At 49.4% G+C, this 24,702-nt stretch carries 26 protein-coding genes, 2 tRNA genes and 1 pseudogene; 11 read left to right on the top strand and 18 right to left on the bottom strand.

What is annotated here, in order from left to right:
• Window positions 1-10 precede the first annotated feature (10 nt).
• The 7 genes from QNN86_RS00675 to QNN86_RS00645 all read right to left on the bottom strand — a co-directional run bounded on the left by QNN86_RS00675 (window position 11) and on the right by QNN86_RS00645 (window position 4,166).
• Window positions 11-304 carry a TrbC/VirB2 family protein gene (locus QNN86_RS00675; RefSeq protein WP_200111846.1) on the bottom strand — a complete coding sequence of 98 codons (294 nt, stop codon included), beginning with the start codon at window positions 302-304 and terminating at the stop codon, window positions 11-13.
• Window positions 304-1,011 carry a lytic transglycosylase domain-containing protein gene (locus tag QNN86_RS00670; RefSeq protein WP_408575093.1) on the bottom strand — a complete coding sequence of 236 codons (708 nt, stop codon included), beginning with the start codon at window positions 1,009-1,011 and terminating at the stop codon, window positions 304-306. Before QNN86_RS00670 ends, QNN86_RS00675 begins: the two co-directional genes overlap by 1 nt.
• A gap of 89 nt (window positions 1,012-1,100) precedes the next feature.
• Window positions 1,101-1,322 carry a hypothetical protein gene (locus QNN86_RS00665; protein ID WP_414210504.1) on the bottom strand — a complete coding sequence of 74 codons (222 nt, stop codon included), beginning with the start codon at window positions 1,320-1,322 and terminating at the stop codon, window positions 1,101-1,103.
• A gap of 396 nt (window positions 1,323-1,718) precedes the next feature.
• Complete coding sequence (locus QNN86_RS00660; protein ID WP_048211278.1) at window positions 1,719-1,928, bottom strand: TraR/DksA family transcriptional regulator; 210 nt, start codon at window positions 1,926-1,928, stop codon at window positions 1,719-1,721.
• The gene (locus tag QNN86_RS00655; RefSeq protein ID WP_408575104.1) at window positions 1,918-2,502 is read right to left on the bottom strand and encodes a DUF2857 domain-containing protein; all 585 of its coding nucleotides are present in this window, start codon (window positions 2,500-2,502) and stop codon (window positions 1,918-1,920) included. Before QNN86_RS00655 ends, QNN86_RS00660 begins: the two co-directional genes overlap by 11 nt.
• A gap of 54 nt (window positions 2,503-2,556) precedes the next feature.
• Window positions 2,557-2,751, bottom strand: a complete 195-nt coding sequence (locus QNN86_RS00650; RefSeq protein ID WP_048211280.1) for an AlpA family transcriptional regulator — start codon at window positions 2,749-2,751, stop codon at window positions 2,557-2,559.
• Window positions 2,752-3,359: 608 nt separating this feature from the next.
• Window positions 3,360-4,166: an AraC family transcriptional regulator gene (locus QNN86_RS00645; protein WP_408575092.1), complete on the bottom strand. Its 807-nt coding sequence runs from the start codon at window positions 4,164-4,166 to the stop codon at window positions 3,360-3,362.
• A 76-nt stretch (window positions 4,167-4,242) separates the two neighbouring features.
• On the opposite strand from QNN86_RS00645, the gene QNN86_RS00640 reads away from it, so the two are divergent.
• The 4 genes from QNN86_RS00640 to QNN86_RS00625 all read left to right on the top strand — a co-directional run bounded on the left by QNN86_RS00640 (window position 4,243) and on the right by QNN86_RS00625 (window position 7,813).
• Window positions 4,243-6,279, top strand: coding sequence for an FUSC family protein (locus QNN86_RS00640; protein WP_408575091.1), 2,037 nt, complete (start codon window positions 4,243-4,245; stop codon window positions 6,277-6,279).
• Entirely contained in the window at window positions 6,269-6,484 is a 216-nt protein-coding gene (locus QNN86_RS00635; protein WP_048822680.1) for a DUF1656 domain-containing protein, read from the top strand. Before QNN86_RS00640 ends, QNN86_RS00635 begins: the two co-directional genes overlap by 11 nt.
• Window positions 6,481-7,344 (top strand): efflux RND transporter periplasmic adaptor subunit, encoded by an 864-nt coding sequence (locus tag QNN86_RS00630; protein ID WP_408575090.1) that lies wholly within the window; start codon window positions 6,481-6,483, stop codon window positions 7,342-7,344. The genes QNN86_RS00635 and QNN86_RS00630 overlap by 4 nt, the downstream gene beginning before the upstream one ends.
• A 112-nt stretch (window positions 7,345-7,456) precedes the next feature.
• Window positions 7,457-7,813 (top strand): helix-turn-helix domain-containing protein, encoded by a 357-nt coding sequence (locus QNN86_RS00625; protein WP_408575089.1) that lies wholly within the window; start codon window positions 7,457-7,459, stop codon window positions 7,811-7,813.
• Window positions 7,814-8,386: 573 nt separating this feature from the next.
• Here QNN86_RS00625 and QNN86_RS00620 read toward each other — a convergent pair.
• Window positions 8,387-9,305 (bottom strand): annotated as a pseudogene (locus QNN86_RS00620) (hypothetical protein).
• Window positions 9,306-9,541: 236 nt separating this feature from the next.
• On the bottom strand, window positions 9,542-10,348 hold the full coding sequence (locus QNN86_RS00615; RefSeq protein WP_408575088.1) for an SDR family NAD(P)-dependent oxidoreductase: 807 nt from the start codon (window positions 10,346-10,348) through the stop codon (window positions 9,542-9,544).
• Window positions 10,349-10,520: 172 nt separating this feature from the next.
• On the opposite strand from QNN86_RS00615, the gene QNN86_RS00610 reads away from it, so the two are divergent.
• Complete coding sequence (locus tag QNN86_RS00610) at window positions 10,521-11,708, top strand: MFS transporter (protein WP_199994842.1); 1,188 nt, start codon at window positions 10,521-10,523, stop codon at window positions 11,706-11,708.
• On the opposite strand, the gene QNN86_RS00605 is transcribed toward QNN86_RS00610, so the two are convergent.
• The 4 genes from QNN86_RS00605 to QNN86_RS00590 form a co-directional block, all read right to left on the bottom strand.
• Window positions 11,685-14,459, bottom strand: a complete 2,775-nt coding sequence (locus QNN86_RS00605) for a winged helix-turn-helix domain-containing protein (protein ID WP_408575087.1) — start codon at window positions 14,457-14,459, stop codon at window positions 11,685-11,687. The genes QNN86_RS00610 and QNN86_RS00605 overlap by 24 nt on opposite strands.
• 307 nt (window positions 14,460-14,766) lie before the next feature.
• Complete coding sequence (locus tag QNN86_RS00600; protein WP_181829478.1) at window positions 14,767-15,048, bottom strand: hypothetical protein; 282 nt, start codon at window positions 15,046-15,048, stop codon at window positions 14,767-14,769.
• A 49-nt stretch (window positions 15,049-15,097) separates the two neighbouring features.
• Window positions 15,098-15,955: a DMT family transporter gene (locus QNN86_RS00595; protein ID WP_414210503.1), complete on the bottom strand. Its 858-nt coding sequence runs from the start codon at window positions 15,953-15,955 to the stop codon at window positions 15,098-15,100.
• On the bottom strand, window positions 15,955-16,839 hold the full coding sequence (locus QNN86_RS00590) for a MurR/RpiR family transcriptional regulator (RefSeq protein ID WP_408575082.1): 885 nt from the start codon (window positions 16,837-16,839) through the stop codon (window positions 15,955-15,957). Before QNN86_RS00590 ends, QNN86_RS00595 begins: the two co-directional genes overlap by 1 nt.
• Window positions 16,840-16,915: 76 nt before the next feature.
• On the opposite strand from QNN86_RS00590, the gene QNN86_RS00585 reads away from it, so the two are divergent.
• Together QNN86_RS00585 and QNN86_RS00580 are read left to right on the top strand one after the other, a co-directional pair.
• On the top strand, window positions 16,916-17,812 hold the full coding sequence (locus QNN86_RS00585) for an oxidoreductase (protein ID WP_408575081.1): 897 nt from the start codon (window positions 16,916-16,918) through the stop codon (window positions 17,810-17,812).
• Between the two features lie 11 nt (window positions 17,813-17,823).
• Window positions 17,824-18,054 (top strand): hypothetical protein, encoded by a 231-nt coding sequence (locus QNN86_RS00580; RefSeq protein WP_408575080.1) that lies wholly within the window; start codon window positions 17,824-17,826, stop codon window positions 18,052-18,054.
• 166 nt (window positions 18,055-18,220) lie between these two features.
• On the opposite strand, the gene QNN86_RS00575 is transcribed toward QNN86_RS00580, so the two are convergent.
• From QNN86_RS00575 to QNN86_RS00560, 4 genes are all read right to left on the bottom strand, one after another.
• Window positions 18,221-19,489: a tyrosine-type recombinase/integrase gene (locus tag QNN86_RS00575; RefSeq protein WP_200111854.1), complete on the bottom strand. Its 1,269-nt coding sequence runs from the start codon at window positions 19,487-19,489 to the stop codon at window positions 18,221-18,223.
• Between the two features lie 161 nt (window positions 19,490-19,650).
• Window positions 19,651-19,726, bottom strand: a tRNA-Asn gene (locus QNN86_RS00570).
• Window positions 19,727-19,825: 99 nt separating this feature from the next.
• A complete protein-coding gene (locus QNN86_RS00565; protein ID WP_279277989.1) occupies window positions 19,826-21,313 on the bottom strand; it encodes an EmmdR/YeeO family multidrug/toxin efflux MATE transporter in 1,488 nt (495 codons plus the stop codon).
• A gap of 19 nt (window positions 21,314-21,332) precedes the next feature.
• Complete coding sequence (locus QNN86_RS00560; protein ID WP_228758145.1) at window positions 21,333-21,467, bottom strand: DUF5951 family protein; 135 nt, start codon at window positions 21,465-21,467, stop codon at window positions 21,333-21,335.
• Window positions 21,468-21,473: 6 nt separating this feature from the next.
• Here QNN86_RS00560 and QNN86_RS00555 point away from each other — a divergent pair.
• A tRNA-Asn gene (locus QNN86_RS00555) sits at window positions 21,474-21,549 on the top strand.
• A gap of 316 nt (window positions 21,550-21,865) precedes the next feature.
• Here the strand turns inward: QNN86_RS00555 and purT are convergent.
• Window positions 21,866-23,044, bottom strand: a complete 1,179-nt coding sequence (purT, locus tag QNN86_RS00550; RefSeq protein WP_181617192.1) for a formate-dependent phosphoribosylglycinamide formyltransferase — start codon at window positions 23,042-23,044, stop codon at window positions 21,866-21,868.
• 131 nt (window positions 23,045-23,175) lie between these two features.
• Here purT and yebG point away from each other — a divergent pair, with 131 nt between their 5' ends.
• The 3 genes from yebG to QNN86_RS00535 all read left to right on the top strand — a co-directional run bounded on the left by yebG (window position 23,176) and on the right by QNN86_RS00535 (window position 24,692).
• Window positions 23,176-23,466, top strand: coding sequence for a DNA damage-inducible protein YebG (yebG, locus tag QNN86_RS00545; protein WP_115258185.1), 291 nt, complete (start codon window positions 23,176-23,178; stop codon window positions 23,464-23,466).
• Window positions 23,467-23,585: 119 nt separating this feature from the next.
• A complete protein-coding gene (yebF, locus tag QNN86_RS00540; RefSeq protein ID WP_181617191.1) occupies window positions 23,586-23,939 on the top strand; it encodes a protein YebF in 354 nt (117 codons plus the stop codon).
• A gap of 93 nt (window positions 23,940-24,032) precedes the next feature.
• Window positions 24,033-24,692, top strand: a complete 660-nt coding sequence (locus tag QNN86_RS00535; RefSeq protein WP_181617190.1) for a tellurite resistance TerB family protein — start codon at window positions 24,033-24,035, stop codon at window positions 24,690-24,692.
• Window positions 24,693-24,702 lie beyond the last annotated feature (10 nt).

Raw genomic sequence — 24,702 nt, 5'->3', positions numbered from 1 at the left:
AGATGACCCCTCAGCTCATCAGCAGCGCGCCAATCTCACTGCCCCCACCAATCAGGATCCCGCCAATAATGATGTAGGCGCACTGGGACAGGCTTTCGCCTTTCCAGAGGGTCTTGTAACCCACCCAGATCACGGCCACTGTGATGGTGATGGCCGCCAGACCATGAAGACCGGTGGAGACCTTTTCCATCACGGTATTTGCGCGAGTGAAACCATCGGCAAAGGCCGGGGTTGTAGAAAAAACCATGAGCACACCTACGTAAACAGCACTGACAGCGGTCTTTAGCTTGCGAAAAAGTGTCATTATTCTTCCTCACGGGGTGACTGATTGAGGCTGCGACGTACTGACGGCGCGGAGGTCTGTGCGATGGCGATTTTCCCCCGACGGAGTTTTGCGGGGACGCCCCGGACAACGGTCCCCGGCCAGATCACACGGGGAGGGGATGGCTTATCAGCAGGAATGGCTTCGAGGGGAGTCAGCGTTGTGGATTTATCCTCGCGGGTGCCCGGTACAGCATAACGGGGAGATGCCGAAACATAACCCATCCGCTGCACATAGCTGGTCCCGGAAAAAGCCGCTTCAGGTTGTAGTCCTGTACGGAAATTGCCGGAGTAATAGCAGCTCAACGCTCTTTTCAGGGTGCCGCCACGTTGGTAGCAGTCGCTGAGAATGCGTTCAAAAACCAACAAATTGGTGCAGGGATCAAGCAGATCAGAGGCCGTCACGCCGTAATGATGGAAATTGGTGCTGGTGATTTGCATCAGTCCCACAGAGTAACGGCGTCTCTGTGCCATAAGGCGGCGAATAATATGCTCAGCTTTGTCCCGGCTGGCGGGCTGATGGGAGATAACATTGTTATCTCCGAGGGCGCGAGTGGCCTTCGGGATAATTTCGGCGATGGCATAAGGGTTAAAACCGGATTCCACCCGTGCCACGTCGAGTGCAGTGGACGGATGAATGCTGGCGGCACACTGCATGGCCGCCGCCAGAAAGGCAGTGGTGGAAAGCATGATGGCCTCGGAATTGAAGGCAACGTGCACAGTCAGTTGACCCGGCACGCTGCGGAGTAAGGAGTAATAAAGAAGGGTTAAAGCGCCGTTTAGTCGGGCTCCGCACTCTGTGGAAGATTGCTATCCTCCCGTGGCTCAAGCAGTACCAGTTTGCCGGAAACCGCAATACCGGGTGTCAGGACAATATTCAGGCCGGGCTTGCCGTTATGGGCAAATGCCACGCCAACCCTGGTCCAGTAGGTGTTTTTTTCGCCCTGCATATCAGGCGTGCCTTCCTGGGTGACAAATACGTGGTAGATGGGTTTTCTCATGAATTATCCTCTCATCAGAACTACAACGAATGAAATAAACGGGTCACATCCCGATTCTGCATTCCGGTTTTAACGGGTCAGCGAGAACATTCAGCGGCACCCTGAATTGTGGTTTTGTGACAGCCCGTTCCGTATTATTAAAGAGCAATACCCGGCCCGGACGAATTAACGTCCATCAGGGCAACCATTCTGTAATGGCGTGTTCAGCATGAGGGATCTGGATCGAGTCATGAACGATAAACTCAAAACAAAAATGAAAGAGTTAATCGGATGGATAAATAAAGAAAGGGAGGAACAGGAAAGGAAGTGGAAGTAAATTATGGGGGTTTATTTTTATTTTCTGATACAGATAAAGACGTATGAGAATTTATTACTCATACGTCTTTTGGCTCACATTTAACACCGACGGCGTTCAAGTTTATCCTGACATTCCGTACAGGTTGTTACGCCCGGTAGTGCTTGCCGTCGTTTTTCAGGAATAGGTTTACCGCATAAACGGCAGTGGAATAATGATGGTGTTGTTCCTGGTTTGAAACGGCTCTGTTCAATCATCTCTTCCAGTCGTTGTTCATTGAACTCCTGATCGCGGTCGATCTCATCCGGCATGTGATGCCCTCCTGTTGGCGGCTTCCTTTTCGCAGAGTGTGATGCGCTTCCAGACGGTGGTGAGAGACAGTCTTTGGAACCTTGGTAGCAGGACTTCAGTTATCTGCATCATGGCCATCAGCGCATCTGGCGACTCCAAGTTTTCCACCCGGCGTTGTTGCCATTGCCGCCAGATAGAAGCATCCGTCTTCTCATCCGGTTCAGGCGTCCGGCCATACGGCACGCTGACACCCAGTAACCGACGGCGAAGGCAGACGTCATTAGACGTCAGGCCAAAAAACTGGTTGAGCAATACGATAGAACCACCCAAGCGGATGGCCTTGTTAATCTGCTGATGTTGCAGGTATTCCTGGTGAGCCTGCGCCAGTAAATGATGCAAAACATCATGACGGACTGTGACCGCAATAAAAGGAGCTGCCATCCGGCTGACGGCAAAGAGTTCATCAAGTGATAGCTGACTGAGCGCATTCATTTCGTCGAAAGTAAATCCCAGTAATTCGCAGTAACGAATATTCCCTTCATGCAAAGCGCGCAAAGCATCTGTCAGAATGGTGTAATTAACTGATGGGATCATCATATTATCTCCTCACACTGTAGTTCGGGAAGAAGGTAAAACAGACAGGTGTCTTCAACTGGCTTCTCGCCCGGCTAATTTAAGGTTGATCCATTCATCAATTTCCGATTCGAGCCATGCCACACTTGCCGGTCCAATTTTTATAGACCGTGGGAATGAACCACTTTTCATATACAGGTAAATCTGGGAGCGTTTTAGGCCGGTTTTTTCTTCGACCTGTTTTAAACGTAATAACTGATGAGATGTCATCGTATTCTCCTGTTGTGGAATAACTGGTATATGTCCAGATAAAATAAAAAAACACAGCAGAAAACTTAGGGGAAGTCGAGGACCCCTTATTACGGACGGGAAGGCCCTTAGTACGGTTTTGTAGTAAAATAAATACGTCGTTAGTTGGATAAGGATGTGGTGAAGGGGGATGCTGCAGGGCAGTTTCCAGCGTGTCGCTGTTGCAACGGCATTATGGTTTAGCGTGATTATGAAGAGAATAAAAATATGCGGTTAAATACATTCATTGCGAATTTCAGTCAGGGGGGCGTTACCACTCTGGCAGCAATACTCTATGAAGCATGGTCATAGAAGTGTTCTGTGTGGTCGAAACATATATGCTCAACTACTTCCTTGACACAATGCCGAATTGATTGTGCTTCCCGATCATGTATAGACCGATCCAGCAGATATAATACTGTCCTTTGATTATTGTTATCGTTAAAGTGGCTGAGGCAATATGGTCCTGGCTGGAGGTTCCATGTGGTAACGATTCTGTGGTGCGGTACCCCGCACAGGGAGACGGATACGTCAGGATGCTGCATACGGTTCTATGACTCACCTCTGGTTTCTTGGATAACCTGATGTCGCTAAATCTCGGTTAAGTGTGCGCTTGTTTTCCGTTCGGCAAAATAGTGCGCGGGTGTACTGCCCATTGTTTTTTTGAACATGGTGATAAACGCATTAACCGATTCATACCCCAGATTAGCTGCAACATTCTGAACCGAAACGCCGCTAGCCAGTTCCCGGAGAGCAATTATCAGTTGCAGTTGCTGACGCCAGCGTCCGAACGTCAACCCGGTTTCGCGCAGCATTAAACGCGCGAGAGAACGCTCGCTAAGCGCCAGTCTTTTTGCCCATGCTTTGAATGTGCTTCGGTCATCAGGTTGACTGACCAGAGCATCGGCCATGGCGCGGATTTTAGGATGCGACGACACAGGGAGGCTCAGTTTCTGCTGAGGCATGGTGGCTAATTCATCGAGTGTTACTCTGGTCAGTCTGGCGGGATGGCTTTCCGGTGGATATTCGACGCCCTCGCGGGTTAAACGGGCAACAAGTTCTTTAATCAGACTGGAAATTGCCAGAGTACAGCATCGCTCCGGCAGCGCGACAGCTCCGGGTTCGATAAACAGATAGTTGAGATGCGCATTCCAGGTAGCTTTGGCGCTGTGCGGCACTCCCCCAGGGATCCAGACGGCACAATCAGGCGGCACGATCCAGATATCATTTTCGGCGCGACAAATGACCGCCCCATAGAGGGCAATAATTAATTGCCCTTTGCGGTGCGTATGCACAGGCACTTCGGCCGCGTAATCGACAAAATCCAAATGACGCGCGACTGCGGGGCAGGGGGTGGCATCCGGATCAAACAGCGTATTGGCGAGTGGGGGTAACATAGATTGGCAACATTTAGGTATTTTTTGACAGAATAGAGTATTTAAGTGGATATGCAAGCCGGTAATAATTTCCGGCATGAAAAAAATTAACGCGAGTTACTTTCATTTTTTACACACGATATGCCAACGTCTTCGCGGTATGGCTTCTCCTTCACTACTGAATGATGCGAACGCTCTGCTCTATTCCGCGAAGAGTTTTGCCGCAGCGATGCTCGCATACTACATTGCACTGTCAATTGGCCTGGAGCGGCCTTCTTGGGCAATTATCACCGTGTATATTGTTTCCCAAACCTCCGTCGGAGCGTCGCTGAGCAGAAGTCTGTATCGTCTGGTGGGAACGGTAGTCGGCGCGGGCATAACGGTATTAATTGTACCTGCTTTTGTGAATATGCCGTTATTTTTCAGTGTTATACTGACGGTCTGGATCACCTTCTGCCTCTATTTATCCTTGCTGGAACGCACGCCCCGCGCCTATGGTTTTGTCCTGGCTGGTTACACTGCGAGTCTGATTGGCTTCCCTGCGGTATCCGATCCTGGTGCGATTTTTAACATCGCTATTGTTCGGGTACAGGAAATCATGATCGGTATCTTCTGCGCGGCACTTATTCATCGCTATGTATTGCCCGCGCGCATAACGGGCCAGTTCAACAGTAAATTGTCGCAGACGCTGCTCTCGGCGCGACAGCGTGTCGCAGATACTTTAGCAGGCAAACCCGACGCTGTTTCCGGGCCGCTGCATATGGCACTGGCATTACAGTTCCTGCAGGGTATCAGCCATCATATCCCTTATGATTTTGCGTTCTCTGCACCGGTCCGGCAAGCGAGAAAAAGGCTTCATGATCGGCTTGCGCGATTAGTCATTGTTAACTGTGAGTTACGCGACCGTTTAGCTCTGATAGCGACGATACCTGTAGATGTGCAAATTCTGCTGGGTGATGTTGAGGTCTGGCTTGCCTGCAAAGATGAAGGAAAATTCAAAAGCGAGGGTGAAGCGCTCAAAAAAAGGAGTGAAAAATTACTACAGCGCTATTCAGTGTATGAGCTGACGTTTGAAGAAGCGCTGCGTAAAAGTTTTATGCGCTACCTGTTAGAGGCCATTGTCCTTGTGCAGCAGTGCTATCGTCTTTCGGATGCCATTCATCACGCGAAACAGACGCCTGCGCACTCGGAAAAGAATACCGTGAAAGGATATGTATTCCACCGCGATCCTCTTACTGCTGCCCGCACCGCACTGGGCGCTTTCGCCATCATTATGAGCGGCTGTCTGGTGTGGATTTTCTCGGCATGGCCTGATGGTGGTACGGCGGTTTCTATCCTTGGCGTTTGTTGCACACTGTTTGGCAGCTTCGATACGCCTGCCCCGCATATTGTTAAGTACATTATCGGCTCCTTCTGGGGCGTTGTGATAAGCCTGATCTACAGCTTCGTTCTACTACCACAAGTCAGTGATTTTATCGTGCTGGTAACGGTTTTAGCTCCGGTATATCTGCTGGCCGGATCGCTCCAGGCCAGACCGCCTACCACGTTTATGGCTATGGGGATCACACTGACGCTGCCTATTTTGTGCGAGCTGGGTGCCCACTACAGCGGGGATTTTGCCGTGGCGGTGAATACCTCTATCGCACTATTTTCTGCTACTGGTTTTGCAGTGCTCGGCATGAGCCTACTGCAAACTGTGCAGGCTGATTCGGCGATAAAACGGCTGCTTCAATTATGCCAGCGAGATATTAACCGCAGCGTGGAAGGTAAGCTGAATACAGACGAAACCCTCTGGACCAACCTTATGATCGATCGGGCAGCGTTGATACTGCCGCGATTGCAGCGCAGTGGACAGTCACCGGAACGGGCACATCATTTGTTGTACGCCCTGCGTATAGGGCTGTGTGTAATGCGATTACGCCGATGTGATGCGCATGCGAACAAAGAAATAAAAGAAGTGCTCACTCTTCTTACACACTCGACAGATATTGACACCTTACTTCAACGGATCGCCAGTCTGACTGAGCGCAGCTTGAGCGTAACAGATGAACTATCGCGGCATTATGTTGATCAACTGGTTGATCTTTACTGCGCATTAAGCGTTCAGAAAATGGAGCCTGCTAATGATCAATGATTTCAATATTGAGGGCGTTTTTGTACCCGGTCTGCTGGTAATTGCCCTCGTTGCACTGACCTGTACACTATTTCTCGTACATCTTTTCTCTTTCAGCAAGGGTTACCGCCGCTTGCCCTTTAGACCGATGATCGATTTTTCCGTCTTCATTATTACTTTTTACCTGCTGTTGCAGGGGCTGACCGAACTGGGGTTTTTTAAATGAAATCGTTACTTTCTCTACTGGGCCGCTACGTGCTGACGTTCAGCGCTGTGGCGGTGGCTACGCTTTTGGCTTTTATTCTCTGGAAACATTATGCGCAAAGCCCTTGGACCCGCGATGGTCGGGTTCGTGCGGATGTGGTACAGATTGCGCCGAATGTCTCCGGACCGTTGCTGAATGTGTCCGTCCGCGATAATCAGTGGGTTAATCGGGGTGATGTGCTCTATTCCATCGACCCGCACTGGTTGAGGTTGGCAGTGGACAGCGCACAGGCAGATGTTGAGGCGAAACGTCATGAAATGCTGATGCGCCAGGATGCGGCGAGGCGACGCTCTCAGATTAAAGGGGTGATTTCCAGCGAGGATTTACAGCAAACAGCCAGCGCAGCCAGCGTCGCTGCGGCCAATTACCACGGTGCACTGGCTGCGCTGGACCTTGCAGAGCTTAACTTATCGCATGCTATTGTTCGGTCTCCGGTTGCGGGCTATGTCACACATTTGCGGCTTCGCCCTGGCGACTATGCCACAGCGGGAGAAACTAAAGTTGCCATCATTGATGCCCATAGTTTTTGGGTGGTTGGCTATTTTGAAGAGACTAAGTTGCAACATATCCGCACGGGAAATACTGCACACATAACGCTGATGGGATTTAAGCCGGTGATCACGGGTCATGTTGAGAGTATCGGACGCGGAATAGATGATAACAATGACGAGACCGGGGGGCTTGGCCTGCCTAATGTCGAGCCAACCTTTAGCTGGGTGCGGCTCGCGCAGCGTATCCCGGTTCGGATTCATATTGACAGATTGCCGGATGGAGTTGAATTGGTGGCTGGACTGTCTGCGAGTATATCCATCACACCATAATAAAAAGTATGGTCTCTATTGAGGATTTATGCAGAACTTAGGGATTGTCAGTTCTTGATCTAAATGCCTGATGAGAATGTATTTCTGGTAGAGTAACTATGAGGTTTCGGTTATGAAAAACAGAAAAGATTTTGTAAATGACTTAATTATTTGGATAAACGATAATATCGAGATGCCACTAAAAATTGATGATGTGGCTATAAAATCCGGATATTCAAAATGGCATTTGCAGAGAGTGTTTTTATCTGAAACCGGTCAGAGTCTAGGAGGTTTCATCAGAGAGAAAAAATTATGTCTTATTTTAGATGCTATTATCACAACAAATGAACCTTTGATAAACATAGCGATGCGATTTGGCTTTGACTCTCAGCAATCATTAACTAGGGCATTTCGAAAAAGATATAATGTCCCACCACACCGGTATAGAAAAAATGCCGTCAATATTAAAAATAACTCTTCCTGGGGGTAAGGTAATTACCCATATCATAAGGATGAGTTTTTAAATCTTTAGTAAGCATCTGGATTATGGGCGGGGTTCATCTTGTAATAATGGTCTTAGTACCTCTGTTATAGATTTTTGAAGAAAATAAAAATTCTCATTTATTTCATTGTAAATGAACTTAAGGCTTCCTATGCAATATGTTTTTTTCATGCTTTTGCATGTGTAAGGTATCGGTTAGTACAGTCGAATTCATTAATTGGAATATAATTACGAACCCATGCATGTATTTAATAGTTGGATGAGCTAAGGTTAATCTATTTCGTGGGTTTTGGATTCGAGCGAACCTATGCAATTCGACTAAACCCTCCTTTAATAAGGAGTGACTTCTATGTATATGCGTGGTTGCGAGCATTTAAGTACTGTTTTTCTTTTACTTTTCTAATGCTTGATAATTGATGATATGTATTGATACCAGTAGTACAGAAATACAATGTCCCTTGAGGTGACAAGGAAAAAAGAGTCAGAAAAATTAATTATGTCCGTATTACTGATTTTAGAGTCCTTAATACGGACATTTGGGTTTAGTAAATTTCACTTGCGTCAATCCGACATTGATGTGGGGGAACCGCGTACGAGTGCAGTTTTTAACGTATCACCACTGAGCCTGTCGGTAATGCCTTCATCAGATGCCCATTGTTCGAAAATTGATAGCAGTTTGTACGGTTTATTAATTAATGGACGGATGACTTCATTGTTTTTACAGGCTAGCCAGAAAAAACGAGATAGTGGTGTTGATATTCGCGTTGAAGATGATGGGGGCACACTGTTATTGGTTGTGATGTCAATTAATTTACCAAGTTCAGCATGTCGAATAACAAACCAGGCATCCCGAGGTAAAATATGAGCCGGGAAATACTCTTTTTCCAGGTAATTATTTATCCTCTGTGAGAATATCTCTTCATGTACATCTAGTGAAATTTTTTTAGGGAGTTGCATAATTTTTTGTGTTATTCTTTCTTGCCATGTCATTCTGTCGAATAGTTGAAATACTTCTCCTTGTAAGCTAACTGTTATGCCATGATTAAAATCAATAGCTCCTGTTACAGGCAATGGTATTTTAAGAGATTGGGCAAGTAATTTTTGTACTAGAACATATTCATATCCAATCAATAGAGTGTCAATGACTCTCTCTGTGGGAATGATATATTTGCCAGTAGTGCTAATAATAAAATTATGCCCCTTAATAAAAGTTTTCTTGTCAAGAAGGCACAAACGATTTATTGATGACATCTCAGATGATCTAAGCCTTAATTTGTAGCCCGATCTTTGTACTTTACGTAATGTAATTGGCGATTGAAAGTAAATAGAGAGATGAATGCTGCCATGTAATGCATGTCTGTAAATGTCACTTTTTTTTAATTTTCAGTCCTTTTTTATTTATCACGTCGACTGCTTCACGGATAGTCAGCCAGTCAGGCGAGCTATAGTTTGTATTTGATAGGGTTTGTTTTTTTGACATAGTGGTTTCCTTCTATATCTATTGTTTTTTAAAAAATACCATGGATTTTCCAGTGAAATTAATTTCATGGCGCGGTATCTATTGCGTTATGAAGTTTGGGTTATATTGGCTCGGGGGCTTCTTAGCGTTTCAGACCCCCATGTCCGGCCTCATATTTCGCAGTGGTTGAAAAGAAGAACAAATACCAAGTTAAACTAATTCAATCCTCCAAAATTATTTGAGTTGAATGGAAGAAATTACATAAATCTGTCTGCTCCGCCTGATGCTTCGATTGTCTGTCCAGTAACAAACTGATTCCTTCCAGAAAGCAGGAACGCAGTAATCGCAGCAATATCTTCAGGAAGTCCAAAGCGGCCCACAGGCGTTTTCTCTTTACCCAGTAATGCAATTACCTCTTCGTCTGTTCTGTCATTCAGTTCAGGACGACGATTGCGGACATTCGGTAGCATATTCTGCGCCCAGTTATCCGTCGCGACAGCACCCACTCCGATCGCATTGACCAGAATGCCATCCTGAGCCACGCTAAGTGCTAAACTACGGGTCAGGTTGTTGATAGCGGCGCTCAGTGCGTGTGAGATGGTAAGTTGCGGGTTAGGATAGATACCGCCAATGGATGAGATATTAACAATACGCCCCCAGTTTCGTTTCTGCATCCCGGGGATGACGGCCTTACAAAAACGTCGCATGGCGGAGAGTTTGGTCTCAGTCATTAGCTGCCAGTCTTCTTCCGAAGTGGTTAACAGCGTTCCCGTATGTGCTCTTCCGGCATTATTTACCAGTAAATCAATACGCTGAAAAACCTTTTCCACTTGTTCAACCATCAGGGAAGGGAGTTTGGGATCAGTCACATCCCCGGCAACAGGCAGCACCGAAACACCGTATTTCTCTGATATTTTTTTCGCAGCCAGAATCAGCTCAGGTTCTCGTCTGGCCACCATGACTAAATGCACACCATTCACGGCCAGCTCTTCACAAATGCTGAAACCAATTCCGGTTCGGGCTCCGGTTACCAGAGCCACTTTTCCAGTCAGTTTTAAATCCATTTGCTGCTCCTCAAGTTAAGCACAGTTAATAACATGAGCAGTATTAGTAACAAATCTCTTTTTCAGGAGCTTGTGCATCAGAATTCAGACGTCTGAAAAAAGCGGTCAAAGAGTTGGGATTTCCGTCTGCTTATACTCCAGACGATATTGAGTTTAGAGCCAGGAGTGGTCAATGCGAACGGACAATCATGAGCTTTCTTCTGCCAGGATTCTTATGCTGGCGATTATTTGTTGTATTGTTGTAGCTAATATTTATTTTAATCAATCTGTCCTGAATTTAATTGCCGGATCCTTTCCCAATGAATGGGGGGCTGTTTCTTTGATCCCCATGGGCACCCAGTTAGGCTATGCGGTGGGCTTATTCTTTCTGATCCCACTGGGCGATTATATTGAACGTCAGCGGCTTATCCTGCGTCAAGCGCAGGTGCTTTTCCTGGCACTGATCGGCATGATGTTATCGCCAACGGCGACAGTGTTGGTGTTCTTCTCCTTCCTTACCGGGATGGCTGCAACAGTAGCCCAACAGATAGTGCCGCTTGCCGCCTCGCTCTCCAGAACTTCTGCACGAGGTAAAACCGTGGGTACGGTGATGAGCGGTGTCCTGGCAGGTATTCTTGCTGGCCGGGCTATCGGAGGCCTTATTGGTCAGTATTTCGGCTGGCGCGGTGTATTTTTGTCCGGAGCGATCATGACATTGCTGGCTATATTTTTCATCTTGCGCATTTTGCCTGCTCAGTCGTTGCCAACGCCAAAGTTTAACTATCTGGCGGTATTACGTTCATTAGGACAGCTGTGGAAAAGCGAGCCGCAGGTGCGTGGTGCAACTCTTACGCAAGCAATGCTGTTTGCCTCCTTCAGCGTGCTGTGGACCGTGCTCCCTTTCTGGTTAGCCCATCGCTACGATTACGGTGCAGGGGTAACCGGAACCCTGGCTGCTTTGGGGTTAATCGGTATTCTGTGCGCGCCTCTGGCGGGAAGTTTCAGCGATCGTCAGGGACCATTCCGAATGGTTGTTTTTGGTGTGATACTCATGCTGCTGGCTTGGGCTGTTTTTTGGAGATGGAACAGTATGGCGGGTATGGTGGTGGGCATTCTACTACTGGATGCGGGTGAACAATGTGTACTAATAGCTAATCAGCACACGATTTACTCTTTGCGTCCGGATGCCAGAAACCGCCTTAATACACTATTTATGTGCGTTATGTTTATTGGCGGAGCATGTGGCTCACTGACTGCCACCTGGATATGGGAGACAACTCATAACTGGGCGCTGATTTCTACAGCGGGGGCAGGGCTCGTGATCCTGGGGATGTTAATAACCGTGAGACGTAAATATTCAGGTCTCCATTCGGGCACATAGTGCCATAGCATTTCTTACATCCGTCGCCCTATCTGAGACATCAACATCATGCAAAGCGTCCTGTATCAATTGTTTAGCAGCCCATTTTTCCCCGGCTTCAGCCTGCAATGTCGCCAATGAATAAGCAATACGGAGGGCCCAGCCATGGGCCTGTTGCTGGTGCGCTTTGTCTAGGGCCTGCTCCAACAGCAGGCGTTGCTCCTGAGGAGGTAATTGAGTGGCAGAAAGACGCATCAGCTCAGGCGTGCACCAGTTTTCTTGATCCTGGCGGGCGGTTCTCAGCGATAACCCGGTATCAATTTCTGACAACAAGGGGGAATATTGCCAGTCTAATCCCATCGCCCGCAACGAGCTAAACAGTGTGGTCTGACTAACATCTGTATGACTGAACTGTTTGGCCCAAACAAGAAACAGCTCGCCGTATGTCTTCCAGAAATACAAATCATGCCTTTCTGCCAGATAAATAAGCCAGTTTGCGGCCCTTATAACCCAACGTGGATTACGATCCAGTGCCGCTGTCATACAAGCGCCTTCAGCCAGTGCACAGCAAAGAGAACAGACATGCTGCAAACGAGCGGCTTTTTTAACACCGCGCCATGCCATCTGTTTCGCGGCCTTATACTCACCCTGTAACCATAGTAAACGAGACAGAAAGGCCTGACCGGCGGTCTCTTGATCAAGACCAAAACGGAAAGAGTGACTTAATTCGCCATGTTCATACCAGTCAAGAGATTGCTGGAGATAATCACGCCCGACATAATGACGTCCCAAAAAATGCAGGGATACACCGAGAATACGCAGCCCGGTTGCCATCGCCTCCTCGTCACTAATGGACCGTGCTAGCTCGCACATAGATTGCGCATGCTCAAGCGCTTTATCCAGCTCGCCAGTACGGAGATAATACAACCATAATCCGTAATGAGCCTGTAAACGTATTTCTTTGTCGTCGAGCTTTTCTGCAAGTGCCAGCGCGGTTTTCCAGGCTGAATGTGTTTCAGGCGTAGGGCCTTTTGCCCAGGTTGACGCCTTACCTGCTACAGCGCTGAGATTCATTCTCTGGTGTAGCGTTAATACTACCCGAGAAGTATTTTCATAAAGCAGAGGATAGATATAGCGCTGACATTCATCGTAGAGTGAATATTCAATCCAAAAAGGGGTCATCTCTTGTAAGATCTCAAGCCCCTTAGAGGGATCTGCCCCCTCAGTCAACGTTTGCTGTAATACACTCCGCAAATCATTAAGCATATGACTATAACGTTCACGCCACTGTCCCGTTGGCAGCATAAACCAATCACCTCGGGCTTCTTCTACCAGATCTTTATAATAACCGGCAAAACGGGCCTCAAGACCGGTATATTCACCCTGTTGCCTGAGTTTATCGCATGCGAACTGGCGCATGGTTTCCAGCAGGCGGAAACGGGTCTCTGGTACCTGAGTACTGACCTGAATCAGGGATAAAGACAGCAATCTTTGCAGATCGTCAACAACCTGCCAGCGATGCTTGTCTTTAATAAGCAGAAAGTCGCTTACTGATTTCACACTGAACATATCGGTATAGATCCCCAGAGAGCAAAATAATCTTTGTTCACGTGTGTTGAGTAACTGATAAGTCCACTCCAGCGTGGTCAGTATTTTCTGATGTCTGGGCACCAGAGAGCTGTGCGTATTGCTCAATAGCTGGAAACGGTCTTCCAGTCGGCTATAGATCTCTTTGACACTCATGACTGGCAGACGGGAGGCCGCAAGTTCAATCGCCAACGGCAGACCGTCAAGATGACGGCATAACTCGCCAATCAACGACAGTTCGCTGGCTGATGGATGGAAATTATGTCGGTTGGCCTGCCCGCGTTCGATAAAGAGGCGGACACTGTCAAAAGTCAGTAACTGGTGGGTATCAGCCTCTTCGCTCTCAGGAACTTGTAATGGCGGTAGTAGATATTGTTGCTCGCCGGCAACCTGTAACGCTACCTGGCTGGTCAACAACAGTTTTATATGGGGAGCCAGGTGCAGGAGAAACGTAATAACTGGTTCCAGTTCACTAATTACATGTTCACAGTTATCAATCAGCAGTAAACATCGACGCCGTGCAAGCTGTTGCCGTAAATCGGCATCATTATGAATGGCAGCTAATGGAAGATGGAGCGCTTGTGAAATAACAGATAGCAAGCTGGATGCTTCGGTGATATGCGCCAGTTCAGCCACACATATTCCATCAGGAAAATGCGAGTGTGTAAGGCTGACGACTTCCCATGCCAAACGAGTCTTACCCACGCCCCCTGAGCCTGTAATCGTCACCAGACGGTATTGATCCAATAAGGCGCATAATTCCTGCACAGCTTTATCACGCCCCAGAATCGACGCTAGAAAAGGGGTAACAGCGGGCTCAGGTATTTCTGATTTAGAGAGCGGTTCAGTTGGCAGTTTATTGATATTAAAGCGATAACCACAACCAAATTCAGTAATCAGCAGATGGCGGTCATGACCCAGTATGCGGCGTATAGCTGAAATTTGTGCCTGAAGATTATTTTCTTCGACGATTTCATTTCCCCACACTTGAGTAAGTAAAGATTCTTTACTTACCGCTTTACCTCCAGCACTCACCAGAACAACCAGAACGTCAAAAGCTCTGGCAGAAATTCTTACTGGCTTACCCCGATGTAACAGAATCCTTAGCTGTGGCCAGATTTGCCAGTCAGCAAAGTGAATCTCATCAATTGATATCATGGTGTTGAGATCTTCTGTTTTGAGCATCACGAACTCTCGGTATGGAGTAAGCCATTTCTAACGAAAGTGGTCATCAGAATCAGGCTACATGTTGAATGTGCTGCATCGGCGTATAACTATTCAATACCACTTTTACCGTTAATGATTATAAAGCCAATAGTGCTATGTGGCATAGCTTTGCGATCAAGCTGGTTATTGCCATCAGGCCTGGCTGGAAAAGCACCTGCATGGATAATCATTCGACCAGGGATTAACCTTCCAATAGCAGCGTGTGTCCACAGAACATTTAAATAATGGTGGTACGGGATGCCAATGCCAGGACTGCTGGCCGTTTTTACAGTCTTATCTCATTGGCGCTAACAGCCACAAACAGCGGAAGCGGACTCGATACCATTACCATAATCGGGGCATATTGACGAATGATCCGTGCTGACAATGAGGCGAAGACTGGCGCATGCATCATTATTGCAAGCACTGTGGGGGATTCCGATGCCGCCATCGCGATATCTGGTTCCATATCCGTCGCTTGCAACACATCTTCCTGGCAACATTTTCGATGGCTTTGCGTGTTTCCTGCGAAGGTATATTTCCCTGCGCTGTTGCCTTTAAGGAACATAGCAACCCTGAGCCTTTGTCACTCATAGTATTGGCATCCAACGGAGCGATCAAAGGCTAATCATTGCTATGCCGGACAGCACCACTAATGCACCGGCAATCCGGCGTGCCAGATGATTTTCACGAAACAGCCAGTACGAAAGAAGAGAGCCGATAATAATGGATGTTTCCCTGAGAGGAGCGACGAGTGCCAGTGGCATGCTCTGCATGGCTGTCAGTACAAGGATGTAGGCAAGTGGAGAGCATACAGCAATGATAAGGATTGGGATGATATCCACACGTAAAGTAGTTGAAATTCGATATCGTCGTCGCATCGCCCCAGGGGTAAGAATAAGACTCTGTAGCAGGAGTGTGCTGGCGTAATAGCTCACTGGATCCAGGCGCAGAGAGATTATCGAATAACCGTCCCAGAGGGTATAGCCAGCGATGGTGGTCCCCGTTGCTGCCCCCCATAGCATTCCCTGTAGAGGTCGGCTTCCGCTCCTGAATGGATTACCAGTAACGACAAAAATACCTGCGATAATGAGAAGCGCGCCAAGTAAAGCGTTTGCTGAAAGCCGTTCACCCATGAGCTGGGTTGCAAACAGTATTGTCAGAACCGGCCCGCTCCCCCGGGCAATCGGATAAACAATACCAAGTTCGGCTCGCTCGTAGCCAGCCTGCAAGATTAGAGAATAAGCGATATGAAGTACAGACGAAATAACTGCCGCGACAGCGAGTCGCCAGTCGAACGCGTGTTGTCCATCAACTATCAGAATGAGGCTGATAGGAACCCATAGCAATGCTGAGGCACAGCTGTAGGTCCAGACGAACACAAGTGTGTCTTCCTTCTTATATTTTGAGGCTATATTCCAAACTGCATGAGCTACCGCAGCAGTAAGAATCATCGCAACCGCGCTTAACTGCATCAAGTTATATCCGGTAAATCAATGCCCGCCCGTTCAGCCCGGCGATTTTGTTCTTTATCTCGCAGAGTGAGGGCTGCGACCAGCGTATCAATAACGACGAGCTGAGCAAGCCTACTCCCCGCAGCGGCCATCTGTGCCGGTAGTGGCACTCCGCCAACAACGAGTGAAACATTGGCGAGTGTCGCCAGTGGAGTATCGTACTGGTTAGTTATTGCGATAAGCGATGCTCCAGCCGAGGATGCAGCATCAGCGACGGCGAGTGTGGATGATGTGCAACCAGTTGAACTGACGACGATGATTACGTCTCCTGGACTGAGGAGGCGGGCAGCAATCATGGCTGATAAATAATCCTGGATACTGATGGTTATCACACCCGCCGTCCGCAACCGAAAGACCGCATCAGCGGCAACCGTTGCAGAGGGGCCAGCACCAAATGCAAATACCTGGCGTGCACCCTGGATTAAATCGACCGCCTCATCAAGGGCGGAGATTTCGATAGCACCGCTGAGCGCAGTCAGCGCGTCTACACCAGCACGAATTGATGTTTCCAGCACCGATGCCAGCGTCGCATCCGCTGTGAGGACTTCAGGCGGGGCAAAGAACCGGGCAGTACCACGAGCCCGGGCAATCTCTATCTTAAGTTCAGTGAACCCGGTGAACCCGATTGCTCGTGCAGCGCGTATTACTGTCGGCGGTGATACACCAGCACGGGTGGCAACCTGTGCTGTCGTGCTGGTACCGACAAACAAAGGATCGACAAGCAGGAGATCGACAACTTTAGCCTCACTTGCAGCAAGTCCGCCGCTTCGGGCGTGAATGCTGCCAAGCCATTGCTGTAACCGCTGCTCGCCTTCTGAAATTCCATTACCAATTTCTTTATTCATGTGTAATATATTACATACCCTTTGTGAAGGGCACAACCACCACGTAAGTAGATTTTGTTGCAAGGAGTCCGCATTCATGAACGCTGAAATCAATACGATTGTCGCTGTTGTGGGTCCAGGTGCCATCGGCACCACAGTCGCGGCGGCGTTACACGAAGTCGGCCGCACACCGCTGCTGTGTGGACGTACACCCCGCGATCACCTGACCCTGCAAGACGGCGACCACTATGTCACCGTGCCCGGTCCGGTACAGACGAATCCGGCGCAAATCACTCGCACGGCTGATCTTGTCTTTCTGGCAGTCAAGTCCACACAAATCGACGCGGCATCAGAATGGCTCAAGGTGTTGACCGGCCCGGAGACGGTTGTATGCGTGCTCCAGAACGGGGTTGAACAGTTGGATAGGCTCGCGACGTACTCTCTGCCCGGACAGATCGTTCCTGCTGTCGTGTGGTTTCCCGCACAGGCGCAGTCAGATGGCTCAGTACGCTTGCGCGGCGAGGTACGCCTCAGCCTGCCAGACACGCCAGCTTCCTGCTCAGTGGCCAAAGCGCTACAAGGCACGCGGTGCTCCGTAGACCTGGCAGCGAATTTCAGCTCACTGGCCTGGCGCAAACTATTGCAGAACGCAGTGGCTGGACTCATGGCGCTCACGCACCGCCGCTCGGGCATGTTCGGGCGTGCTGATATCGCCAGGCTTACTCTGGCTTATTTACAGGAGTGCCTGTCCGTGGCACGAGCAGAAGGCGCAGAACTCGGTGACGAAGTGCCGCAGGAGATCCTCGATAAGTTCCGGGCGGCTCCCGCAGACATGAGCACTTCCATCCTCACGGATCGAGAAGCTGCCCGACCGCTCGAATGGGATATTCGCAACGGCGTAATTGCGCGTCTCGGCCAGGTTCACGGCATTCCGACGCCTGTCAGCGACATCTTGGTGCCTCTTCTTGCGGCTGCGAGCGACGGCCCCGGTTGACCCTGGAGCCGATGATCGCGCTATTACTTCTCTTCTTCCTCGCCTTCGGTGCTGGCGTGCTCAGCGGCGTTGTCGGTACTGGCTCGTCGCTAATCATGCTGCCCGTCCTCACACGTGGACTTGCCATTGGCATCGCATTGCTCGTCGGTTCGATGATTGCGAAACGTCTCGTCCAGAAACTCCAGACGCACACGTTCGGCTTCTCATTGATGCAGTTCTCGTCGCCGGGGCAGCAGGGATGATCCTCGCTCTCAAATGAAATGGCACGCTTGGACTGACGACGTAAGTGTGTTGTTATCGTGTAACAGCTTTCTACAGGCAGCGATGGGTCGAGATGAAGGGGCTAACAAGCTATTAGAAATGAATAAAGCCGTACCAGTGTATGCTGATACAGCTTTTTGTTATGGATCATGCCGCTTCGTTCTTTTTGCCCCGCCTTGTACTAAAAGGTGGTACGTATGCGAGCCGACATGTGTCCAGATAATCCGACCACCATTGCATCATCTCCTTGCGGGCTTCCAGATGCTCAGCCTTATGAATGTAGGCTGCTCGAACGCTATTACGTTCTTGATGGCTCATCTGCCGTTCAACCGCATCCTGCGCCCACAGTCCAGATTCCATCAGCGCACTACAGGCCATTGCCCGGAATCCGTGACCGCAGATTTCATCTTTTGTGTCATAACCCATCAAGCGCAGCGCTTTGTTGACCGTGTTTTCGCACATGGGTTTATACGGATTATGGTCACCGGGTAATATCATCTCCTGATGCCCGGATATTTCCCGTATCTGTTTCAGAATAGCGATGGACTGACGGGAGAGGGGAACGATATGCGGTGTGCGCATTTTGGCACCACGCCCGGAATAGCGGACACCGGGGATGGCTTCACGGGTGGCTGGAATTGTCCAGATTCTGTTCCTGAAATCGATCTCAGACCAACGGGCGAAACGCAGTTCGCTGGAACGGATGAACAGGTGCAGGGTGAGTGAGACTGCCAGGCGGGTTAATTCTCGTCCTTGCTTGTAGTCCTCAATGCGGGTTAACAGTTCTGGTAGTTTCTCCAGCGGGAGGGCAGGGTAGTGACGTTTAACGGGAGGAGCGATGATACCGTCCAGATTGGCTGCTGGATTGTGTTCTATCAACTCTTGATGCACGGCATGACGCATGATGTTGCACATATGCTGCCGGGTACGCGCCGCCACTTCCAGCAGACCTTTTTTCTCAATCCCTTTCAGCAGCGCGATGAAGTGGCGAGTTTTCAGTTCTGTGACTGTCAGGTGTCCAATGATCGGGAAGATATGGTTATTCATGCTGGCAAGCAGGCGGGCGGCATGGTTTTCTGACCATGAGCGGTTGCTTTTATGCCACTCTAGTGCCACATGCTTGAATGTTTTATCTGGTGAGGAAGTGGTTCTTTCAGCAGAGCGCTGTTGTGCGGGGTTGATATTCTGCGCCAGCAATTTACGGATACCATCACGTTGCTGACGAGCGTCGGCCAGAGATACATCAGGGTAGGCACCTAAGCCGAGGCGTGATTCTTTTCTATTGATGCGATATTTGAGATACCAGAGACGTGAACCGCCTGGATTAACTAAAAGGTACAGACCGTGAGAATCGGAAACTTTGAAGGGTTTTGCTGATGGTTTTAAGTTGCGAATTTTAGTGTCGTTAAGAGACATTTGGGGGTCACTCCGTCATCGAACCAACTTGACCCCAAATCTGACCACCAAATTCTCCCGATGCGGAGGGAAAACTAAAAATGCAACGGGAAGATATTTCACGCTAACTCATTGAATCAGAATCACATAGGGATTCGCAGAGTGGCATGAAATCAAGAATTTGGCTCCTCTGACTGGACTCGAACCAGTGACATACGGATTAACAGTCCGCCGTTCTACCGACTGAACTACAGAGGAATCGTGTGAACGGGGCGAATATTAGCGATGCCAGTCAGCGTTGTCAAAGCCTGAATGGAGAAATGCGATCGTTTGCCGAATATTTCTTCATTTCGTTGCTTATTCAGACGCAATGGGTTGTTTTATAGACTTTTCCCGTTCCGGACGTGGATACTTCCATAACCATCGCCCGGTGATCATGCGCCAGTAAAACAGCGCAGCACGCACTGCCCAGTCGAAGAACATCCCCATCCAAACCCCGACGACACCCCAATCTAAGACGATCCCGAGGGTATAACCTGCCACTACGCGACAGCCCCACATGCCCAGCATGGAAACCCACATCGCAAAACGGACATCGCGTGCCCCCTTAAACCCGGAAGGAAGAACCCATGATGCCGCCCATATCGGCATAAATGCCGCGTTGAGCCAAATCAGAACAACTATGACCTCTTTTACATCCTGATCGCGGGTATAGAACGAGGCCATTAATCCGGCAAAGGGAGCTGATAACCAGGCTATGGCGGTTAAACCTATTGTGGATAGCCAGAATACATGCCGCAACTGAATCTCAGCCTGGGCAATCTGTCCATTTCCCAGACGCCGCCCGGTAATAATGGTGGAGGCAGACCCCAGAGCATTGCCGGGCAGGTTAATCAGTGCTGCGATAGAGAAGGCGATAAAGTTACCGGCAATGACGCTGGTTCCCATCCCTGAGACAAACATTTGAGTGAGCAGTTTACCGCCGTTAAACAGTACTGATTCGATACTCGCAGGAATACCGATCCCCATCACCTCCCAGATAATGGCAAAATTCAACGGCTTAAAATAGCTCTTCAGGGGAATCCGCAGCGCTGGGTTAAAACCAATCATCAATACCCAGATAATGGCGACAGCGCCGATGTAACGAGAAATCGTCAACCCCAGCCCAGCGCCTTCAAACCCCAGCCCTGGCCAGGAAAAAATACCGTAGATCAGGATACTACTGATGATGATGTTCAGTATGTTCATACCGCCGTTAATCAGCAGCGGTATTTTGGTGTTTCCAGCACCGCGTAGCGCCCCACTGCCGATCAACGCAATGGCTGCCGCAGGATAACTGAGCACCGTCAGTTCAAGATACGTTAGCGCCAGCGCTTTAACCTCAGGTGTCGCTTCTCCGGCAACGACATTAATGATCTGTTCCCCAAAGTAATGAATGATCGCGGCCAACACGACGGCAAAAATTGTCATGATCACCAGCGACTGTCTGGCTGCTGCTCGGGCTCGACGACGATCGCGTTTTCCCAGACTAAAGGCCACGACAACCGTGGTGCCAAGATCGATGGCGGCAAAAAATGCCATGATGACCATATTGAAACTGTCGGCGAGGCCGACGCCTGCCATCGCTTCTTTGCCCAGCCAGCTTACCAGGAAGGTACTCAGTACCCCCATTAAGAGCACGCAGGTATTTTCCAGAAAAATAGGTACGGCAAGCGGGGTGATTTCGCGCCAGAATAGAACTTTATAACTCTTGCGTTTGGCGTACCAGGGCGTGCGGGAAACGACCTGGCGTAAGGCAGCGGAGACGTTCAAAGTGGACCTTAATGAAGAAAGTTGAAACCTCATTTCAAATGATGAGGGAGAATCAAAAAAGCTGCAAAGTTTTTTCCATATAAAATGTCTGTAAATGCAACAAACTGTCGAGAGAAGCACCAATTGATACGCATTGAAGGAAATGGGGTTTGACAAAAAAATTTTCGCCGCTAAGATAAGCCTCCACACCGATTCCTCTGTAGTTCAGTCGGTAGAACGGCGGACTGTTAATCCGTATGTCACTGGTTCGAGTCCAGTCAGAGGAGCCATATTTAAGAAGCCTGCTTAGGAAACTAAGCGGGCTTTTTGCTTTTAGCGCAGTACAGTCATTTTAGTCGGGATAGCAAGCCAGGCGTCGGATTCACATATCGAAAATTGTTTATCCAAAACGTTTTGCTGTGCGAAGGGTCCGATCCTTTTTGGAGAGAATACGGTCAACTAACGTCAGTTTCGTTTCCAGAGAATATTGTGATTTAGTCAAAAAAAACTGCACCTTATTCAGTTAGATAACCAATCTTGGGGTGCAGTCCACTACGCTTTTCGGTCCGACGGAATACCTTAAAACGGGCCAGAAGGCCCGATATTTTATCCTGCGACGTTCACCTGTGCGGCAGCATTCTTCGCCCGTTCAACCGCCTCGCCAACGCTTTCAGCTGTTGCCAGCACAACGCCTAAGCGACGTGAGCCATCAATTTCCGGCTTACCGAACAGACGAAGCTGCAAACCTGCGCCAACGGCACTTTCTACGTGATTAAACGTCACATTCCGACTGGTGAGTTGTGGCAGGATAACGGCTGATGCGGACGGACCATATTGGCGGATTGCGCCGATGGGTAATCCGAGGAACGCGCGGACGTGCAGCGCAAACTCGGACAGATCCTGCGAAATTAACGTCACCATGCCGGTGTCGTGTGGGCGAGGGGAGACTTCGCTGAAAATTACCTCATCACCGCAAACAAATAGCTCTACGCCAAACAATCCGTGACCGCCCAACGCCAGCACGACCTTGCGGGCAATTTCCTGTGCGCGTTTCAGCGCCAGTTCACTCATCTGCTGCGGCTGCCAGGATTCGCGGTAATCGCCATCTTCCTGGCGATGGCCTACCGGCGCGCAGAAGTGCACACCGTCAACGGCGCTGACGGTGAGTAGGGTGATTTCAAAATCAAAATTCACTACCCCTTCCACGATTACACGTCCCGCACCAGCTCGGCCGCCCTGCTGGGCATATTCCCAGGCTTCGGTAAGCTGCTCAGCGGAGCGAATAAAGCTCTGACCTTTGCCGGAAGAACTCATTACCGGTTTCACGATACATGGAAAGCCGATTTGAGCCACCGCATCTCGAAAGCGGGCTTCGCTATCGGCGAAGCGGAAAGAGGATGTGGGTAATAACAGCTCTTCAGCAGCCAGACGACGAATGCCTTCACGGTTCATGGTCAACTGTGTGGCGCGCGCGCAAGGCACGACGTTCAGACCTTCCTGTTCCAGTTTTACCAGCATATCCGTCGCAATAGCTTCAATTTCTGGCACGATATAATGGGGTTTTTCGCGCTCAACAACCTCGCGCAATGCCTCGCCATCCAGCATATTAATCACGTACGCGCGGTGGGCTACGTGCATCGCTGGCGCGTCGGGGTAACGATCCACGGCGATGACTTCTACACCCAGGCGTTGGCATTCAATCGCCACTTCTTTACCCAGTTCCCCTGAACCTAATAACATCACTCGCGTTGCTGCCGGACGCAGCGCTGTGCCTAATAACGTCATAAATTAATCCCCTGTTTTATCTGGGCGCAGTATATACGAAAACGTTTGCGTCTGTCTTTATTACCAGGTTGATTTTACGGCTGAAAAAGAATATACTGTACATAATTACAGGTAATTTGAGAGGCTGCACAATGGCGGTTGAAGTTAAATACGTAGTCATTCGGGAAGGTGAGGAAAAAATGTCGTTTACCAGCAAAAAGGAAGCCGATGCGTATGACAAAATGCTGGATACAGCAGACCTGCTAGACACCTGGCTGGAGCAGTCGCCGGTCGCGCTGGAAGATGAACAGCGTGAAGCGCTTTCTCTGTGGCTGGCCGAGCAAAAAGACGTGCTAAGTGCGATCCTGAAAAACGGCAAACTGCCGTCGCCTCAGGCAGTAGAAAACACGGCGTCCGACGGAGATGACACACAAGCAGCCTGATCCGACTTGCGCTCCCGGCGTTTTGTACCATGCTTTTCCCTGAATCATTGTGCTGTACCCAACTGATTTCGCGTTGCATTTCTGCGGCCTGAAGGACGAAGGGGATAAAGGAGAAAAGAATGAATAAAAGAAAAACGCTGTTAAGCCTGCTGCTGTTATCCGCCAGCGTATCGGCCTTTGCTGCAAATACGGAAAGTAAGACCGTTCAGTTCCCCAAGTGTGAGGGACTGAACGCCGACGGTATTGCGGCGAGCGTGAAACGTGATTATCAGCAAAATCGCATCGTGCGCTGGGCTGACGATCAGAAAAAACTGGGACAACTCGATCCCGTTGCCTGGGTTAATCCGCAGGACATTGTCGGCAAAGACGGGCAGTGGACGGTACCGCTTACCGTGCGCGGCAAGAGTGCGGATATTCGCTATCAGGTGAAGGTTGATTGCAAAACGGGCAGCGCAGAGTATCTGGCGCAGTAACCTGGTATTTGCGCATCTTTTGCTACAATAGACACTTCCTGACATCCCCTCGGGTACGCTGTGATAATTAATCGTCAGTACTTGAGGGGCAAAATGGCTAACTGGCTGAATCAACTGCAATCTCTTCTTGGGCAAAAAGGATCTTCCACGTCTTCTTCGGGCGATCAGGGACTGAGCAAATTGCTGGTTCCCGGCGCATTAGGCGGACTGGCGGGATTACTGGTAGCCAATAAATCCTCGCGCAAATTGTTGACCAAATACGGCACCAGTGCGCTGCTCGTTGGTGGCGGCGCGGTGGCTGGCAGCGTGCTATGGAACAAATACAAAGATAAAGTCCGCACAGCGCATCAGGATGAGCCGCAGTTTGGCGTGCAAAGTACGCCGGTGGATGAGCGGACTGAACGCCTGATCCTCGCGCTGGTCTTTGCGGCAAAAAGCGATGGTCATATCGATGCAAAAGAGCGTGCGGCCATCGATCAGCAGCTGCGTGAAGCGGGAGTAGAAGACCAGGGGCGTATCCTGATTGAACGCGCCATTGAGCAACCGCTGGATCCTCAGCGTCTGGCACAGGGGATCCGCAACGAAGAAGAGGCGCTGGAAATCTACTTCCTCAGCTGTGCGGCGATTGATATCGACCACTTTATGGAGCGCAGCTATCTGAACGCGCTGGGCGATGCGTTAAAGATCCCGCAGGATGTTCGGGAAGGTATTGAGCAAGATCTTAAGCAACAAAAACAGGCATTGCCGGGCTAAATAGTTACGG

This window comes from Citrobacter sp. C348, assembly GCF_047467975.1.
GTDB classification, from domain to species: domain Bacteria; phylum Pseudomonadota; class Gammaproteobacteria; order Enterobacterales; family Enterobacteriaceae; genus Citrobacter; species Citrobacter gillenii.
The sequence above is the reverse complement of the archived record's forward strand: the minus strand, read 5'-3'. Positions and strand labels throughout refer to the sequence as shown.